Annotated in this window: 16 protein-coding genes; 1 reads left to right on the plus strand and 15 read right to left on the minus strand. The window is 70.5% G+C overall.

The genetic code is table 11. The features are described 5' to 3' along the window. Positions 1–70 precede the first annotated feature (70 nt). The 6 genes from ACO229_RS06525 to ACO229_RS06550 form a co-directional block, all read right to left on the minus strand. Positions 71–991, minus strand: a complete 921-nt coding sequence (locus tag ACO229_RS06525; RefSeq protein ID WP_423464205.1) for a hypothetical protein — start codon at positions 989–991, stop codon at positions 71–73. A 254-nt stretch (positions 992–1,245) separates the two neighbouring features. Continuing rightward, the gene (locus tag ACO229_RS06530) at positions 1,246–1,704 is read right to left on the minus strand and encodes a hypothetical protein (RefSeq protein WP_423464206.1); all 459 of its coding nucleotides are present in this window, start codon (positions 1,702–1,704) and stop codon (positions 1,246–1,248) included. 52 nt (positions 1,705–1,756) lie between these two features. After that, entirely contained in the window at positions 1,757–2,170 is a 414-nt protein-coding gene (locus ACO229_RS06535; RefSeq protein WP_423464207.1) for a hypothetical protein, read from the minus strand. A gap of 75 nt (positions 2,171–2,245) precedes the next feature. After that, entirely contained in the window at positions 2,246–3,721 is a 1,476-nt protein-coding gene (locus ACO229_RS06540; RefSeq protein WP_423464208.1) for an SCO6880 family protein, read from the minus strand. Positions 3,722–3,724: 3 nt separating this feature from the next. Further along, complete coding sequence (locus tag ACO229_RS06545) at positions 3,725–5,143, minus strand: conjugal transfer protein TrbL (protein ID WP_423464209.1); 1,419 nt, start codon at positions 5,141–5,143, stop codon at positions 3,725–3,727. After that, positions 5,143–5,517 (minus strand): DUF6112 family protein, encoded by a 375-nt coding sequence (locus ACO229_RS06550; protein WP_423464210.1) that lies wholly within the window; start codon positions 5,515–5,517, stop codon positions 5,143–5,145. The genes ACO229_RS06545 and ACO229_RS06550 overlap by 1 nt, the downstream gene beginning before the upstream one ends. 188 nt (positions 5,518–5,705) lie before the next feature. On the opposite strand from ACO229_RS06550, the gene ACO229_RS06555 reads away from it, so the two are divergent. Then, positions 5,706–7,040 (plus strand): hypothetical protein, encoded by a 1,335-nt coding sequence (locus ACO229_RS06555; protein ID WP_423464211.1) that lies wholly within the window; start codon positions 5,706–5,708, stop codon positions 7,038–7,040. A 25-nt stretch (positions 7,041–7,065) separates the two neighbouring features. On the opposite strand, the gene ACO229_RS06560 is transcribed toward ACO229_RS06555, so the two are convergent. The 9 genes from ACO229_RS06560 to ACO229_RS06600 all read right to left on the minus strand — a co-directional run bounded on the left by ACO229_RS06560 (position 7,066) and on the right by ACO229_RS06600 (position 14,835). Beyond that, positions 7,066–7,380 carry a DUF6112 family protein gene (locus tag ACO229_RS06560; RefSeq protein ID WP_423464212.1) on the minus strand — a complete coding sequence of 105 codons (315 nt, stop codon included), beginning with the start codon at positions 7,378–7,380 and terminating at the stop codon, positions 7,066–7,068. After that, positions 7,377–8,573: a M23 family metallopeptidase gene (locus ACO229_RS06565; protein ID WP_423464214.1), complete on the minus strand. Its 1,197-nt coding sequence runs from the start codon at positions 8,571–8,573 to the stop codon at positions 7,377–7,379. Before ACO229_RS06565 ends, ACO229_RS06560 begins: the two co-directional genes overlap by 4 nt. Before the next feature lie 11 nt (positions 8,574–8,584). Continuing rightward, positions 8,585–9,283 carry a hypothetical protein gene (locus ACO229_RS06570; protein WP_423464216.1) on the minus strand — a complete coding sequence of 233 codons (699 nt, stop codon included), beginning with the start codon at positions 9,281–9,283 and terminating at the stop codon, positions 8,585–8,587. Positions 9,284–9,285: 2 nt separating this feature from the next. Next, a complete protein-coding gene (locus ACO229_RS06575; protein ID WP_423464217.1) occupies positions 9,286–10,347 on the minus strand; it encodes a ParB N-terminal domain-containing protein in 1,062 nt (353 codons plus the stop codon). Further along, positions 10,340–11,227 (minus strand): hypothetical protein, encoded by an 888-nt coding sequence (locus tag ACO229_RS06580; RefSeq protein ID WP_423464218.1) that lies wholly within the window; start codon positions 11,225–11,227, stop codon positions 10,340–10,342. The genes ACO229_RS06575 and ACO229_RS06580 overlap by 8 nt, the downstream gene beginning before the upstream one ends. A 71-nt stretch (positions 11,228–11,298) precedes the next feature. Then, the gene (locus tag ACO229_RS06585) at positions 11,299–11,526 is read right to left on the minus strand and encodes a hypothetical protein (RefSeq protein ID WP_423464219.1); all 228 of its coding nucleotides are present in this window, start codon (positions 11,524–11,526) and stop codon (positions 11,299–11,301) included. 161 nt (positions 11,527–11,687) lie between these two features. Beyond that, positions 11,688–12,668, minus strand: a complete 981-nt coding sequence (locus ACO229_RS06590) for a bifunctional DNA primase/polymerase (RefSeq protein ID WP_423464220.1) — start codon at positions 12,666–12,668, stop codon at positions 11,688–11,690. A 452-nt stretch (positions 12,669–13,120) separates the two neighbouring features. Continuing rightward, entirely contained in the window at positions 13,121–14,005 is an 885-nt protein-coding gene (locus tag ACO229_RS06595; protein ID WP_423464221.1) for an HIRAN domain-containing protein, read from the minus strand. 344 nt (positions 14,006–14,349) lie between these two features. Beyond that, entirely contained in the window at positions 14,350–14,835 is a 486-nt protein-coding gene (locus tag ACO229_RS06600) for a hypothetical protein (RefSeq protein WP_423464222.1), read from the minus strand. Between the last annotated feature and the right edge of the window lie 158 nt (positions 14,836–14,993).

Consider the following 14,993-nt stretch of genomic DNA (forward strand, 5'->3'; position numbering starts at 1 on the left):
GGTGCACCCCAAGCCCCGTCACCAGGCCTCGTCGCCAAGGACCGACACAAGGGACCGTCGTCGGGGACGGTCACAAGGACGGGCCCCGGTCGGGTTCCTGGCCGGTCGGACGCAGAGGCGGCTCCAGCGGTCCGGTCGACCGCGGCGCGGGCGGCGGCTGGTTGGGCGACTCAGGCCGGGGGCCAGCGCAAGAGCTGGTGATGCCGGTGTACCGGTCTGGCCACCCGTCCGGGGCCTGGGTGGGGAACTCGCGCAGCAGCTGCACGGTCCCCAGGCCGGGGTGACAGGTCAGGACGTAGGGGCCGCCGGTGGCTTCACGGGTGCCCGGGTAGTGCGGGGCCTCGGCGTGGTAGTCCTGGTTGAACAGGGCGGCGTCCAGTGTCTTGGCCCCGAGGTCCCGCTGCGCCAGGTGGTCGATCGCGGCCTGGGCGCCCTTGCCCTGAAGGAGGTCTACGACCGCGTGGACCTGCTCATCCTGAAAGAAGACCACCGTGTAGTACCGCCCGGGAGGCCATCTCGTCCCGTCCTGGACGTGCTGCGGTTCCCGCGGGGCGATGGGCGCTACTTCCACCGCAGCGGGTTCCGCCTCCGGCCTGTGCGGCGAACCCAGCTCAAAGGAGAGCATCGTGAGCTCGTCGGCGTTCGGGTAGGCGGCCTCGGTGACCCACTCCGGGAACAGATCCAGGCTCTCCGGCTCGCTGAGCGGGTTCCCCATCTGGTACCGGTACCCCTCGCCGGCGGCAGATAGGAAGGCCACGAGCGCGCGCAGACCTGCGGTGGTGTCGACCTCTGCGCCGGCACCGGATTCGATGTCTCGCCCGTCGTGCGGTACCGCCCCGGGGGCGGTGCTGTCGGCGATCCGGTAGGCGTACCGCTGCCGGACCTCGCCGTGCTCGTCGGTGGTCGTGCCGTCGTGCCACAGCGCCAGGGCCAACGATCCTGCCTGGGCCGTGACGGCCTCTCGAGCGCTGGGGGTGTCGTCGTTGTTCATGCCGGACAGGTGTGTGCGACCGGCATTCCCGTCACCCGCCGGGTGCCGGGGCATGGTCGTGTGGCCGGGGGGTCGCGCATGTGTTCGGCCGCACGACGTCCGCAATTGCCCGCGCGGACCCGGTTCGGCTGGACCGGGGGCCAGGGCATTCACCGGACGGCTGGGTCCGCCTTCTTCGATGCCAGCTTGGATCATCGTCTCGCCCAGAGCCCCGGCCAGGTCCGGAACCCGTGCCGGTGGTGGTCGCGCCGGAGTTACAGCGACGGTGGGTGCAGGGGTTCCTCGCGACGGGCGGGGCCGGGGTGAGAGCTGGAGCCGGGTGGGTGTGCCGCGTTCGACCGGGTCGTGGCGGTCAGGCGGGCTGTCTCGTTGTGGGCGCCGGCCAGGGGCTGGCAGGCGAGGTAGATCAGGTGGGTGGTGTCGTTGAACCCGTCAGCCGCCCGCGTAGCGGGTGTGCGGCGGGTGAAGGCGCCCAGGTCGCCGTCCGGCGCCGAGGGCGTGGGGTGTTCGAAGCTGAGGCGGGCCAGGTTCGTGGTGACGGACGCCATCTCGCGTAGCACGGTCTGCAACTCGTTGGCGATCTGCGGGACCTGATCCACGGTGGTGAGGCGGCTGGTCTCGGAGGCCAAGCGACGCATCGTCTGCGCGATGGCAGCGGCGGTCTCGACGGGATCGGCGTCGAGGACCCAGGGCGAAGACGGGTTCGTGGTCATGGTCGCTCCATCTCAGGTGGGGGTGCGGTCTGTGTGGGCGTGGAGGACTGGGTCAGGACTCGGGGTCGTCGAAGTCGAATGTCATGTCGGTCGGCCCGGTCAGCCGTTCCTCGTGCAGCTCCATGCCGTCCATGAGCTCGGTGAGGTGCCTCGCGGTCGTCTGCTGAAGCCACAGGGGTAGGTAGTCCATCGACTCATCGGGGTCGTGCTCGAAGTCCTGGAAGGTCCGCCCGATCGCCCACAGGTGCCCGATCAAGGAGCACATCGCGGCGTCGGTATCGACGACGCCCTTGTTGTGCAGGTCCTTGGCCCGGTACCGCTGCCCGGTCGAGTCCTGGTTGATCACCACATACTCGTACCGGTGCAGGGCCTCTCCGGTGTCGTCCGTCTCGTCGCCGACATGGTGCAGTGACAGGTACAGCGGTCCGGCCTGGCGGATGACCGATCCCGTGTTGGGCTGAGACATGCTGGGTGTGTTCATGGACCACAGGTGCGTCAACCCCACCACGCCGTGCGGGCGCACCGCACGCAACGTCCCGCCTTAGCCGGGCAGGACCGAACGGGCGAACGCCTGGGCCTGCTGCCCCCACAAGCGGCGGGTCTCGACCCCGGCCTGGATCGCGGCCTGCTCGACGGCGGCCACGTCGTGCTCGAGGCGTTCCGCGTCGTTCGCGCTGATGGTGATCAGGCCGGTCGTGGTCAGGAGGCTGTGCCCGGCGGCGAGGTCGGCTTCCTGCTGCAGGACGTCGGACAGCTCCGCCTGGTCGGTCGCGTCGGTGGTCTGCCCCATGCGGGCCCGCTGGTTCGCGTCGGACAGGTGCCCGGTGCGGCGCCGCCGAAGCTCGCGCATCGCGACGTCCGGCCGCACGGGCCGGTACGTCACAGACAGGGTCCGCTGGATCCCGGAGGACAGCAGCAAGGGAGCGAGGAACCCGGGGTAGGTCCGGGCCTGGGGCCACTGCGAGATCCACAGCACGCAGTGGTGGGCGCCGTCGGCGCGCAGGTTCCCCCACGCCTCGGTCACGGCGATGGGCCCGGCGGCGGCCAGCTCCCGCCCCAGGGTGGGGTGCCGCTCCAGGGCGGGTCCGATGGCCGGGTCGTAGGCGGTACGCAGGTGGATGGCGAGCTGCCCCGCGTCGTACGGGTCACCGGGGGTGAGGTCGGCGGCCCGCAGCGCGATCACGAGGGTCTCGACCTCCTGGCGCAGGACGGCCGCGGCGCCGCGCAAGCCCCCGCCGGCGGCGCGGACGGTCCGGGCGGCGGCGGTCAGGTCCAGGGACAGAGCGATGGTCGTGGCGTGCTGCTCCCCGGCCGGCCCGGCCCGCTCGATCAGGTCCGCATACGTCCGCGCGGCGAAGGACCCGTCGGCGGTGCCGTGGGTCCGCCACCAGTCCGCCAACGACGCCCCCGACCCGGGCAAGGTCCGCTCGATGACCTGCAGAGCGGCGATGTGCCCCGATCGGGAGATGGTGGCCAGGACCCGGCCCCAGGCGGTGACACGGCGTTGCTGCTCGCCCGGGTCCAGCAGCACGAACGCCGGGTGCGTGACCGGCAGCAGCGCGGTCAGGGTCGCGGCGTGCGGGTCGTGCACCAGCACCGCCCCGGTGACCGGGTCGACATACTGGCGCAACGCCGCCATGTCGCCGGGCAGCGCCAGCGTCCCGGCCGGACGAGGGCGTGCGGCTCGTGTCGTGCCTGCTCCTGTCGTCGTGCCGGTGATGCGGGCGCGGTAGTGCAGCTGGCCTGTCATCGATCGCCAGGCCCACGAGAGCGCGACCGGCACCCAGGCGACCACCTGCCGTCCACCGACCGGCACCAGCGCGGCCGCGACGGCCACGACCAGGACGGGGATCGCGAACAGGGCCCCGGTGCCCGTGTAGAGGGCGACCACCAGGGGCAGGGCCCCGGCACCGATGGTGACCAGCTGGGTGGCAGTCAGGCCCAGCAGCAGGGCCCGCTTGGACAGGCGGGAGAACTTCACCGCACGCAGCTGCCCGGCGGAGGCATGGTCGGTCATGAGCTACTCCCCGTCCTGGAACAAGATCCCCGGCTGCACCGCGGGCGCGGCCGACGGCGGAGCATCGGCACCGGCTTGAGGTGCTGGGTGGGCGGGCGACGGGTCACTGGACGATGCCGGCTGGTCGGTGGCCGGCGCTGTCGAGCCCTGCCCGGTCTGCATGGCCTGGCTGGTACGCATGGCCTGGCCGCCCAGGGCCCGGCCCGCGGCCGGGCCGGCGTCGACGGCTCCCTTCGCCACGAGCGTCCCCGCGACCACCGGGGCCACAGGCCCCGCCGCGGCAGCACCAGCACTCGCGCCCGCACTGGCGCCGGTCGGCGCGGACGAGCCCGCCGAGGCCCCCGCACCGGGCACGCTGGTGCCGCCCGAGGCAGTCGCGGTGCGTACCGTGCCGCCGCCGCCTCCACCGCCTCCGCCGCTTGCCCCACCGTCTGTGGCGCCGTCGGTGTCGGCGGTGCCGTTGGAGTCCAGGACTTTGGCGGGTTCGGGGGGTCGGGGCCAGCCGCCGGGCAGGTAGGGGACGGGGCGGTTGATGGCTTCTTTGGCGTCGGACTCGGTGGTCATCGTCTGGTACAGGTCGAACCCGACGAACCCGAGGAACTTGTAGGTCAGGTACGGGGCGAACGCGCCCAGGACGAGCAGCACGATCCCGGTCAAGGGTTCGGTGACCGAGGCGATGTCGGCCTCGATGGGGGCGGAGAGCTGCTCGGTCGCGATCAGGAAGATCACGACCAGCACCAGCTTGGACAGGATCAGCGCAACGGTGAACGTGGCCCACTTGGTCACCCACCCGCGGGTCGCGTCCCAGGTCGCGCCGGCCAGGGCCAGGGGCGCCAGGGCGATCGCGATCAGGATGAGGGCGGAGCGCACCAGGAGGCTGATCCAGACCGCGAAGCCTCCGGTGAAGGCCAGGGCTCCGAGGAACACGGCCAGCAGCGGGCCGACGCCGATCACGGCGGTGGAGATCGTGATGCCGGTGACCATGGCGACCAGCCGGTCACCGACCTGCTCCATCGTGGTTCCCGCTGCGCGGACCAGGCCGTGGCAGAGCTGGTCGGTGATCTCCAGCAGCGCCGCCGTCAACGTGACCACCAGGAAGCTGCCCAGGATGGACTTGCCCAGGCCGAGGACGCCGCGTCCGAGGGCGGCGGGGTCGCGGCGGGTCATGCCGGTGATGACCTGCAGCAGAAAGAACAGCAGCATGACCAGGACTGCGATCCCGAACACCAGGGCGTAGACCCGCCGGAACTGGGTGGTGGTGACGTCGGTCATGGTCGTGATGACCATCAGGGCCCACATGCCCTCCAGGACCCACGCGGCCAGGTCACCGACCCAGTCGGCAAACGGCTGGATCGGCGACGGCGTCGTGTTGGCGGACCCGGCACAGACCTGCGCGACCAGCGGCAGGGAGCACAGGCCCATCACAGCTCCTGGCCCAGGTCCCAACCGAAGTTCACCAGGGCGACCGCAGCGCCACACAGGACGCCGGCCGCCGCGGCGACCAGGATCCCGGTCTTGCCCCGGCCGGCCAGGTGCGGGTTGGAGGAGTTGGCACCGAAGGCCCACACGATCGCGGCGATGATCAGGGCGACCACGGCCAGGATCAGGCCGATGCTCATGATCGCCCCGACGATCTCCTTCAGCTGCGGGATCCCCGGCAGGCCACTGGTATTCGGCCGGATGTCGATGTCCCCGGGTACCCGGGCCACGATCCCGGAGGCGATGAGCGTGGCGTGCTCAGCAGCATGGATGGCCGCAGCGGAGGCGGCGTGGGCGGCGATCTGGAGGTGCAGCATGGCGGTTCTCCCTCAGCGCGGTGACATCTGCACTGGGCAGGTGCGCCGAAGGTGTCAACAGATCGTGCGGTGGTCTCCTGGATTCCACTCCTGAAGCTGCGCGGGGTGTCCCTGGCAAGTCTTCAAAAGGGCTCCCCAGGAGACGGGTGCGTGCGTAAGAATGCGGTGCAGACCCCGGACGGAGGCAGATGGGTAGCAACGAACTTGTGGTGGGCGAACCGAGGCTCGGCTGGTTCGTCGACGGTAATCCGGATACCGAGCATGTGGCAGTCATGCTTCGAGATACCGGAACTGCAATTGAGTTACAAGTCCCGCTGAAGGACATGTATGAAGACGGGGACTCCTACAGCCGGTGGTTCGCGCGGGGGATTTCCTTCGGCGACGATCCAGGCCGAACTAAGTACAGCTATGCGCCGCCACGGGTCGTTCAGTTCGAGGACTCGAGCGGGACCGTGACACTCGTCGGCTGCCGCGCCGCTGGCTCTTGGTCGAACTTCAATGTCGGGCGCGGGCGCATCGTGGCGAACTACGCCGTACTAGGTGGGAAGTCCCTAAGGCTTGAAAAAATCAACGGGTTGCGCACGGAGATCCCGGCCCTGGCGGCCTGGACGAGGCTGAGCAACATGACTGTCGATGTACAGCGTGATCCGCAGGGGCTGGCACAGTCTGTCCAGATGCGGTTGACAAATGCTCCTGAGATTCGCCTTGCACGTCCGATGAATCTGACTATGAAGTCGAGTTGGCAGACGAGTAAAGATCAAGGAAATTTCACGGCAGCAGAAGGCGTGCGTACGACCACCGCAACCAAGGAGCCGCGCAGCTGGGACGATCACATCGCAGTCCACGGCGCTGTCCTGGACTTGGTATCCATCGCAGGCTGGCGACCATTTGGTTTCTCCAAAATCCAGGTTAATCGTGCCGATGATCCGCACAGAGATGGTGCTGGTGGCAATCATGGCCCCAAGTGGTCACAGGTGGCCACCCACCGGCTATTGAAGCACGAGCCTTGGGATCGCGACCCAAATTTCCTCTTCCAATACTCGGAAATTGGACCGAGAGGAATCGCTCGTTGGCTCAGGCTGCGAAAGGAGTTCGGCCAAGCGATCGGGCCATTGTTGAATATCCTTAGGTCGGAAGATCAATGGAGCTCGAGCAATGTGGTGCAGAGCGGAATCGCCCTCGAAGCACTCGGCTACCTAATCGATCTGGCGAACGGAGGCGCAAATATGAACAGTCGCCGGCAGATCAACTTCAGGCCTGCCCTTCAGGTCGTCCTCGACGATATGCGACACCATCCTTTCGGCGACACGACTGGTTGGATCGACCGAGCGACCGATGTCTACATGAGCGCTAAGCATCCGGACCGCCCACAGCCAGACTCTCTCGTGGCGCTCAATACCCTGCGTGAGAACCTATTAGTCCTCCGCTACTGGGTCGCCCAGCGACTGGGCGCTCGAGGAAAGAGCATGCAGCGAGCGTTGTCGCGTGATCCTCTATACCGTGAATGGGTGGCACTCGACTAGTAGGACGTCCTCCGTAGGCCCTGGGTCAAGGTCGAAAGCTGTGTCCGAGGTCGATGAGCCAGTTCGTCCAAGCCAGCGCACCGCCGCTGATGACGGCACCGGCGAGGGAGACGAGGAGGCCGGTGCGGGCTTTGCTGGTGGCCTGCCAGTTCCCGGACGCCGATGCGATGGGCCAGAGGATCGCGCAGACCACGAACATCGCCACCGCGATCAGCACGGTGATCGTCAGCAGGGCGCCGATGATCGGGAGCAGGCGTGTCCCGGCGACGGCACCGAAGTCCGGGCCGATCCCCACGGCCAGGACAGCGGGGACTGTCAGGAAGAGTGGAGAGATCGTCATGACGTCGCCCCCGTCGGGCAGGTCCCGGTGGCCGGCAGGACGGCTGAGCCGTCGAGGGTGGTGGGGGAGTGGGTCGCGAGCCAGGGTTCGGGGTCGACCGGGGCATGGTCGAATCCGCCGGGGTGGATCTGCAGGTGCAGGTGCGGGCCGGTGGACTGTCCGGTGGAGCCGACCTGTGCGACCTGAGACCCGGCTGTCACGACGTCGCCCTCGGACACCGCCGTCGAGCCGTCGCTCAGGTGTGCGTACGCGGAGGCTACTCGCTGCGTTCCGTCGGGGCTGGTGAGGGTGTGGTCGATGACGAGCAGGTTGCCCGCGCGGGGGTCCGGTCCGGCGTAGGCGACGATGCCGTCTGCCAGGGCGAGCACGGGGGTGCTTGCGGGGGCGGCGTAGTCGACCCCGGCGTGCAGGGCCCGCACCCCGGTCACGGGGTGGGTCCGCGTTCCGAACCCGGAGGTGCGAGTCCAGGTGCCGGCCGGCAGCGGGAACACCACACGCGACGACACCGGTGTGCCACTCACACCGCCGGGTGTGCCCGCGCCGGGTGAGGTGGTGAGCTGCTCAAGGATGGCGCGGGCGACGGGTTCGTACTGGGCGTACCGGTCCGGGAACGCGGAGACCTCGACCGCCTGTGCGGCGGCGCCCTTGGGCAGGAGCTGCCAGTCGGGGATGTCGAGCAGGCCCGGGGGTGAGCCGTGGTTGGGGCCGGTGGGTCCGCCGAAGAACGCCGCGGCCTGGTAGGTGGGGTCCATGAGCTGGGCGACGGTTCCCCACCCGGCCGCCGGGCGCATCTGGAACAGGCCGAGGCTGTCGTGGTCGCGTCCGGTCCCGTCGTGCGGGTAGGTGGTGGAGTCGGGGTAGGCGCCGGGGTTGGCCAGCATCCGCAGGTGCGACTCGGTCAGCGCCGCCATCAGTGCGACCAGGATCCCGTCCCGCCCCACACCGGTGGTCCGTGACCCGGTGGTGATGATCGTGGCGGCGTGCCCGAGCTGGACCCGGTCCAGGCGCACGACGTCGCCACCGGTCGTGGTCGCGGTCAGCTCGGCAGGCAGCGACCCCACCGCACCGACCGCCGTGCCCCCTGCCTCGCACCCGGTGCTGGGTGCGGGGGCGAGGAGGGCGTAGGCGGTCAGCGCGGTGGGTGGCCCGAACAGGAAGACCGCCACGGCGGCCACGGCAAGGATGCGCATCATGAGCGGGCCCCTCAGTGCAGGGCCGCGTCGGGGGTCGACAGGCGCAGGAGGTGGCACCGGTCGGAGGCGGGGCCGCAGACCAGGAAGACTGTGAACTGGACCCGTGAGCTCGCCGCGACGGGCTCGCCGTCCCAGGTACCGGCCCGGTGCCGGATCCCGGTCACCGTGCGCGCCGTCGTGCCCTCGGCGACCGCACCGTCGGGGGCCTGGGCGAGGGCTTCGCGCCACGCGGCCGGCTCGACGATGTCGGTGACCTCGAGCCATTGCCGGGTCTGGTACCGGCCCAGATGGGTCCAAGCCTTCGGGCTGGGCAGGTAGGCGCGCAGGTCGCTCAGCAGGCCCGGTGTCTCCTCACCCGTGGGGTCGGCCACGACCAGGAGCTGCTCGGTCAGGGCGGGCAGGTCGGTGCTCGTGGTGTCCCAGCCGAACAGGGCATAGGCCACCGACCGGGCGAACACGTCCGCGTCGGCCGTCGCGCTAACCGGGACGACAGGGACGGCCGTGGGCTCGGCGGTGTCAGCGGGGCCCGCGCCCGTGGCAGACCCGCTGGAGGTGGCTGCCGGTGAGGCCACAGCGTGGTGGTCATCGGCGGTGTGTGGCGTCATCAGCCGGAGCCCGACGGCGACGAGCACCAGCGCGAGCGCGGCGATCAGCGCGCTCAGGGACCGGTGGTCCAGGACCCAGGCCCGCACGGTTCGCAGGTTGCGCATGTTCAGGCCTCCTGGTCGCGGCGGGCGGCCTGGGCCTGGTCGCGTGCGGCACGGGCCGCGGCAGCGAACCGGGTGGTCTGGTCCAGGACGTTCTCGAAGGTGGCCCAGTCCTTCTCGTGAGAGCCGGCGCCGACGTCGGCCGGGTCGTAGTGCTCCCACCACCCGTCCAGGCCCTCCCACAGCAGCGCCCACGACCGCAGGGAGCGTCGCCCCTTGCCGCGGGTCTCACCTGCGGGCTCGGGCTGGTTCAGCCGCTGGAGGGCGGTGGCGACGACCTCGTCGACCTCGTCCTGGGTGACCGGCTCGACGGCCTGCGCGGTGGGGTCGGTCGCGGCGAGCTCGGCCTTGACCTGGTCGTACAGCGGGAACACGGACGCCCCGGCGCGGATCTGCTCCAGAGCGTCGGCTGCCATGGCGCGAACCCGCTCGGGCCGGGCGGGGTCGCCTGCGATGTCGGACAGGGTCGCGATGCGGTCCAGGCGGGAGTAGGACGCCTTCCCGGTGACGATCCGTGCTGCCTGGGCCCGAGTGCGTTCGCGCAGGTCACGCGGTGGTGCCAATTTGGCACCACCGTCGATGTCCGAATTAGCCCCCTCCTCGGATACCGGCTCCGCGGTGGCGTCGGGGTCGTCGTCCTGCGCGCCGAACCGGGTGCTGGACTGGCGGCGTGCGGCGTCCTCGGCCAGGAGCTGCTTGATCTCCCGGTACAGGCGCGCGGCCTCCACGTCGTCCAGCGGCTTGCGCAGCTGTTCCTCGTCACGCTCAGCCAGCACGGCCTGCAGCCGGTCGGAGATCCCACGCCGCACCCACGGGCGCGTCGTGGCCCACCCCAGGCGCTGGATCGCGACCAGGCGCCGGAACCCGCACACCAGGACCATGTCCGGGGTCACGGTGATCGGCTGCAGCAGACCGACCCGCCGGATGGAGGCGGCCAGGGCGTCGATGTCGCCCAGGTCCTGCCGGTGCCGGTCACCGACGATGATCGAGTCGACCGCCACGTCCAGGCGCAACAGCCCTTCCGTGGTGTCCTGCGTCTGGGACGGGGTCTGGGTCTGGTCAGGCATCGCACACCACCCGCAGATCCGGTCGCACCGAGGGCTCCGGTGCCCGGGGCCGGGTGGGGCTGACGGCCACCAGTGCGCGCACGAGCCGCTCGTCGGCCAGGAGCTCGGTGGTGCGCTGCCCGCGCATCAGCCGGGCCAGCAGCCCGTCGCGGACCGCCAGCGCGGGGTGGTGGGGGTGACCGAGGACGACGGCGCACAGCGCGGTCCACCGTCGTAGCTCGAGGTCGAACCTGCCCAGCGGGGTCCTGTCCCGGCGCAGGTACTCGAAGGCCCTGGCGGTGTCCCCGGTGATGGTCAGGCGCTCGGTGATGTAGTCCAGGCACGCCCGGGCGTCATCGAGATCCCAGCCGAAGCCGGCCAGGACCCTGGCCGCGACGTCCAGCGCGGTGCGGGTCTCGACCGGTGCGACCTGCGTGGGTCGGGAGACGACCACGGTGTCGGTGGCATCGAGGTGGTCCAGCACCGCCGGGTCGACAGAGATCACTTCACCGGTGATGGTCTCGATCGACCTGGCGCCGTCGAGCTCGTAGTCGCTGAACCTGGTCGCGTCGTGCTGGTCAGAGGTCAGCAGCCGGCGGGCGCGCGACTGGTCGCACAGCAGACCGTTGGCGCGGTCCTCGGCCATCAGCGACAGCTGCACCGCACGGGTGACCGAGCCCCACGGGTCGTCGGCCTCCGCGGTCGCCGGGGCCCGCAGGACTTCGAAGGCCGCGTAGGCGGCGTCGTGCGGCGTCTGCCGGTACTTCCTGGCAAGGCCCGCGTACTTGGCCATGCAGAACTCGATCAGCTCGGTGGCCTCCGGGTCGGTCGACCACGCACGGGGGCCGTCCATGTGCAGACGGATCAGCAGGATCCGCAGCCCCTCACCGGTGGCGAACAACGGCCTCTCTTCCTGGCCGGTGCCGGCCTCTGGCGTCACAGAGCGTGTGGTGGGGAGTGTCGCGGTGGTCATCAGATGCCCGTCCCTTCGGTGCCATGCTGTGGTTCGGTCCGGTCCTGACGCCGGCCGCCCGGGGTGAGTGCCCGCTTGACGGCGCCGGCCGCGTTCTTCGCGGCCGCGGTCGGGCGGCGCATCGCGCGGCGCACGAGCGCGGCGTGCAGATCCACACCCCGGGCCAGGACCCGCCCGGCCAGCAAGGAAGGCAGGTCGCCGGCACGCACCCAGGTCACCTGCGGCATGTCCCGCCCGGACCGAGCGGGACGTTGCGCGGGGGCGTTCGTGCGACGGGACCGCTGGTCGAACGCGGCCGGGTTCGTCTGCGACGACGGCGCGGGCGCCTGGGACTGTGGTGGTTGAGCACGTGGGCTGCGACGGGGCTGGGCGTGCGGGGACTGGGGGTTCACAGGCTCATCTCCTCGGACTGGTGGTGCCGATGACCGGCAGCGGGTACCCGGCCGGTGGTTGAGGGCGTCACGGCGTGCGCGCGCAGCGATGTGGCAGGGATGGGCGTCGTCCGGGCGCTCGGCGTCGGGTCGTGCGGGTCGAACGCGGCGGTGATGGTCCGCCGGATCGTGCGTGCGTCCATGCCGGTGTGATGCGCGGCAGGCCCCAGGACCCGCAGGACCGAGTGCGGGTCGAAGCCGTGCTCAGCCAGGCGGTGGGCGGCCCAGGACAGGCGCCGCTGGCGTCCGTCGTACGGGCGCGACGCCACCCACGTCGCCAGGACATCAGGACCCGCGGACGCGTCGGGCGCAGCCCACGCGGTCTTGAACCCGTCGGGCCGGGAGGGCTCCACGAGCCGGCGCAGCGCCGCCGCGTCGACCGGGCCCGGGGTATACCGGCCGGTCATGACCGGCCGGTAGGTGGCCGGCTGGTTGTCCGCGTCGAGGACGAGCGAGGGCGGTACCAGGACGTGACTGCCCTCGCCGTGGAAGGAGACCTGCACACCGATCCCGGTCCACGAGCGCTGCCCGGTCCTGGGGGCGTGCGGGAAGTAGAGCTGGGCCCCGCCGGCCGGGGTGGCGACCATGAATGCCCACCCGTCGATCAATCCGGCAGCGCGCGCCGCACGGATCGCGGGGTACCCGCTGGCGCCGTGGCGGGCCGTGACCTCGACGACGTCGACCCCGGAGGAAGACCCGGTCGGCACACCGAGGTTCGCCGTCGGGTAGCGGGCCCACCACGACGCCACCCGGTCGACGTCGGTCGAGGCGTCAGCGGTGCCACGCGTGGTGCGCGGCCGGGTGTCACCGGGCCGGCATGGGAATACCGGCACGCCCGCGCCTGCCAGGAGCAGCGCGGCGTCCCGGGTCGTGTCACACCGGGCCGCGCGCTGGAGCTCTGCCAGCGGGCCGGGCCTCGTCGCGGGTGTGGTGTCCATGGGCCGACCATGACGGGCAGGTGTACTTGTCCAGGTGGCCCCCGATGTCCCCTTGACCCATGTCCCCCAGGGCCATCCTAGGTGGGGGACAACGCGTCACCGCAGGTCAGAGCCCTGAGGGCCCATGTCCACCAACTCGAACAAGAAATCTCGGGCGCATGCTTGACCAGCCGCTTGCGAGGCACCGATCGGCGCCTACGCACGCGCCCAGCTGCGCCCACCCCGGGGCGGCGAGCGGTGACAGCGAGTGGCCGTCGCCGTTCGTGGCCAGGCTCAGCAACGGTGACCGGGTGATCTCGCGCTGCGAGCAGAGGTCACCGGTGTTCGTCGAGTGATCCGGCGGCGGGCGCGATCCACGTGACCGGTGCCGGGGCACGGTAGTCGTGCGCAGGCTGAGGCCGGCCACACTGTCGTGCGTCATCTGCGGTCACCACAGGAGACCGCAGTATGCCTCAGCCGACCAGTCGGGCCTTGACGAGTCGAGCCGCGACCTTGTCAGGCACTGACCGGTCCCCGCACGCGGACTCGTAGCGTTCCAGCACCAAGCGCTCTCGTTCCGGGTCCTTCAGCTTGCCCAGCACGACCGCCAGCTGCTCGACGGCCCAGGGGTGCGGCACGGCATCCACGACCAGTGCCTCCCGCTCGGCGGCCTCTACGCACTTCTCCAGGATGTCGCGCGCTTCCTCCAGGCGCTTTTGGCGCTTCAGCTCAGCCACGGCCTCGCGGTAGTTCCCCCAGTACTGACCATCGAACGATCCTGCCTCGCGGCCGGCTTCCTTGCGCTGGCGAACCGCTTCCTTCTCCGCGCGCTCGCGCTGGTATTCGGCTTCGCGTGCCTCGTAGTCCCTGCGCTGCTGCGCGAAGTCCTGGTCGGGCTCGGTGTCGCCCGAGAACGCCAGGGTGACGCGCGCACGCCAGATGCCGTCGTCGCACCTGCCCCATGCCCGGACCGGGCACACCGCGTGCTGGTTCCGCCCGAGCCGCCGGATCTCGTTGCTGATCTTCGGCGCGTCCTCGGCGGCGACGTATCCGATGTGGAATCCGTTGACGAGCACCTTGACCGCGTTGGGGTCGTACTGGTTCTTCGGCTCCCGTTCCAGGACCGCTTCACCCATTTTTACGCCGCCCTCGGGCAGCCCCCAGGCCATGAACATGCGGCCGAGGTCCGCTCGCCGGTACGACTCCCCCTGGACCTCAAGATCCTCGTGCCACGACTGGCCGATACGGACGGGCGTCGACCTGGACGGTGCTGGCGCGGCGGAGGTCCGCGAGTCGGCCGCTCCTGGCACCTGCGCCGTGACATCGCCCTCGCGGTTCTTGCGCCGGAACAAGCCCATCGTGGTGCCTCCGAAGTGCGGTTGTACGGAAGTAGGAATCGGTTTGCGACCCTAGCCCCGCACGCCTCGCACCGGCCACGTATCCGGAGAGGTTCACCCGCCTGGCTCGTCTGCCGCAGGACATCAGCCGCGTCCCGTTCATCCTCGGGCTTGCCTCCGATGCACCGCAGGGGGTCCACCCCGAGTGCGGCGCGCGTCTGCTGCGATGGGTTGGCGCCGACGACGCCTGCGCGTCCGGGGGTGCGGCTCTGGTGACCTCGTGGTCGGGCGTCCTCCGATCCGCCCGCGCGACCGCGCAGCCGCCAGGCCGTCGAGGTGCGTTCACAGCTCAGGTCAGAGCGCGTTCACTGGCGTACCGTCCTCGAGCGGGCCGGGCCCGCAGGGCGGCGCAAGAACGACCACCAGTGTCGCGGCTGGCTGGGTGCGACGGCCGCCACCCAGCCGGCCCTGAGCGCATCGGACTGAACGTCGCTGATGAATTCGGCGTGGGCGTGGGCGAGATACGCCCATCGGGTCGATGAAGTCAGCGCCTTCATCGACCGGGTGGGTCGGCCGCCGAGGCGGTCCTTGACGGCCTGCTGCAGGCCGGCGAGATCGGTGTTCGCCTCGATCAGATCGGAGAGGTCGGCCATCTCGTAGCCGGCGGCTCGCATGACGGCTGCTCGCCCTGACAGGTAGTCGTCCGAGTTCTTGACCTGCCACCACGCCTCATCGGTCGCATCGACCTGCCGATCGGTCAGCGCACGAACTAGTGCGGGGGTTGGGATCGTCAGGTCGACGGCGGGGACGCCACTGCCACCAGTGGGCGACTCGTCGGGTGTTGAGCACACGATCGCTCCCTGCTTTCGTATGGCGTTGCTCTCGGATGGCGTTCGCGCATTGCAGCGTTGCGGGCTGCCGGTACCGCAGATCATTCCTGAGGAGCTGATGCCAGCACGACCCGACGAGCACCGCGCTGCCGCCTCGTGGTCGCGGGTCGGGTAGCCGT

Source organism: Promicromonospora sp. MS192, from assembly GCF_049532985.1.
In the GTDB taxonomy this organism is placed as follows: domain Bacteria; phylum Actinomycetota; class Actinomycetes; order Actinomycetales; family Cellulomonadaceae; genus Promicromonospora.

What these genes read in the sequence shown, in the direction of transcription:
- ACO229_RS06565 (WP_423464214.1), bottom strand. Translation starts at nt 8,573, where the DNA reads ATGATGCGCATCCTTGCCGTGGCCGCCGTGGCGGTCTTCCTGTTCGGG.
- ACO229_RS06570 (WP_423464216.1), bottom strand. Translation starts at nt 9,283, where the DNA reads ATGCGCAACCTGCGAACCGTGCGGGCCTGGGTCCTGGACCACCGGTCC.
- ACO229_RS06590 (WP_423464220.1), bottom strand. Translation starts at nt 12,668, where the DNA reads ATGGACACCACACCCGCGACGAGGCCCGGCCCGCTGGCAGAGCTCCAG.
- ACO229_RS06530 (WP_423464206.1), bottom strand. Translation starts at nt 1,704, where the DNA reads ATGACCACGAACCCGTCTTCGCCCTGGGTCCTCGACGCCGATCCCGTC.
- ACO229_RS06555 (WP_423464211.1), top strand. Translation starts at nt 5,706, where the DNA reads ATGGGTAGCAACGAACTTGTGGTGGGCGAACCGAGGCTCGGCTGGTTC.
- ACO229_RS06525 (WP_423464205.1), bottom strand. Translation starts at nt 991, where the DNA reads ATGAACAACGACGACACCCCCAGCGCTCGAGAGGCCGTCACGGCCCAG.
- ACO229_RS06540 (WP_423464208.1), bottom strand. Translation starts at nt 3,721, where the DNA reads ATGACCGACCATGCCTCCGCCGGGCAGCTGCGTGCGGTGAAGTTCTCC.
- ACO229_RS06585 (WP_423464219.1), bottom strand. Translation starts at nt 11,526, where the DNA reads ATGCCGCAGGTGACCTGGGTGCGTGCCGGCGACCTGCCTTCCTTGCTG.
- ACO229_RS06575 (WP_423464217.1), bottom strand. Translation starts at nt 10,347, where the DNA reads ATGCCTGACCAGACCCAGACCCCGTCCCAGACGCAGGACACCACGGAA.
- ACO229_RS06535 (WP_423464207.1), bottom strand. Translation starts at nt 2,170, where the DNA reads ATGTCTCAGCCCAACACGGGATCGGTCATCCGCCAGGCCGGACCGCTG.
- ACO229_RS06595 (WP_423464221.1), bottom strand. Translation starts at nt 14,005, where the DNA reads ATGGGCTTGTTCCGGCGCAAGAACCGCGAGGGCGATGTCACGGCGCAG.
- ACO229_RS06545 (WP_423464209.1), bottom strand. Translation starts at nt 5,143, where the DNA reads ATGGGCCTGTGCTCCCTGCCGCTGGTCGCGCAGGTCTGTGCCGGGTCC.
- ACO229_RS06560 (WP_423464212.1), bottom strand. Translation starts at nt 7,380, where the DNA reads ATGACGATCTCTCCACTCTTCCTGACAGTCCCCGCTGTCCTGGCCGTG.
- ACO229_RS06550 (WP_423464210.1), bottom strand. Translation starts at nt 5,517, where the DNA reads ATGCTGCACCTCCAGATCGCCGCCCACGCCGCCTCCGCTGCGGCCATC.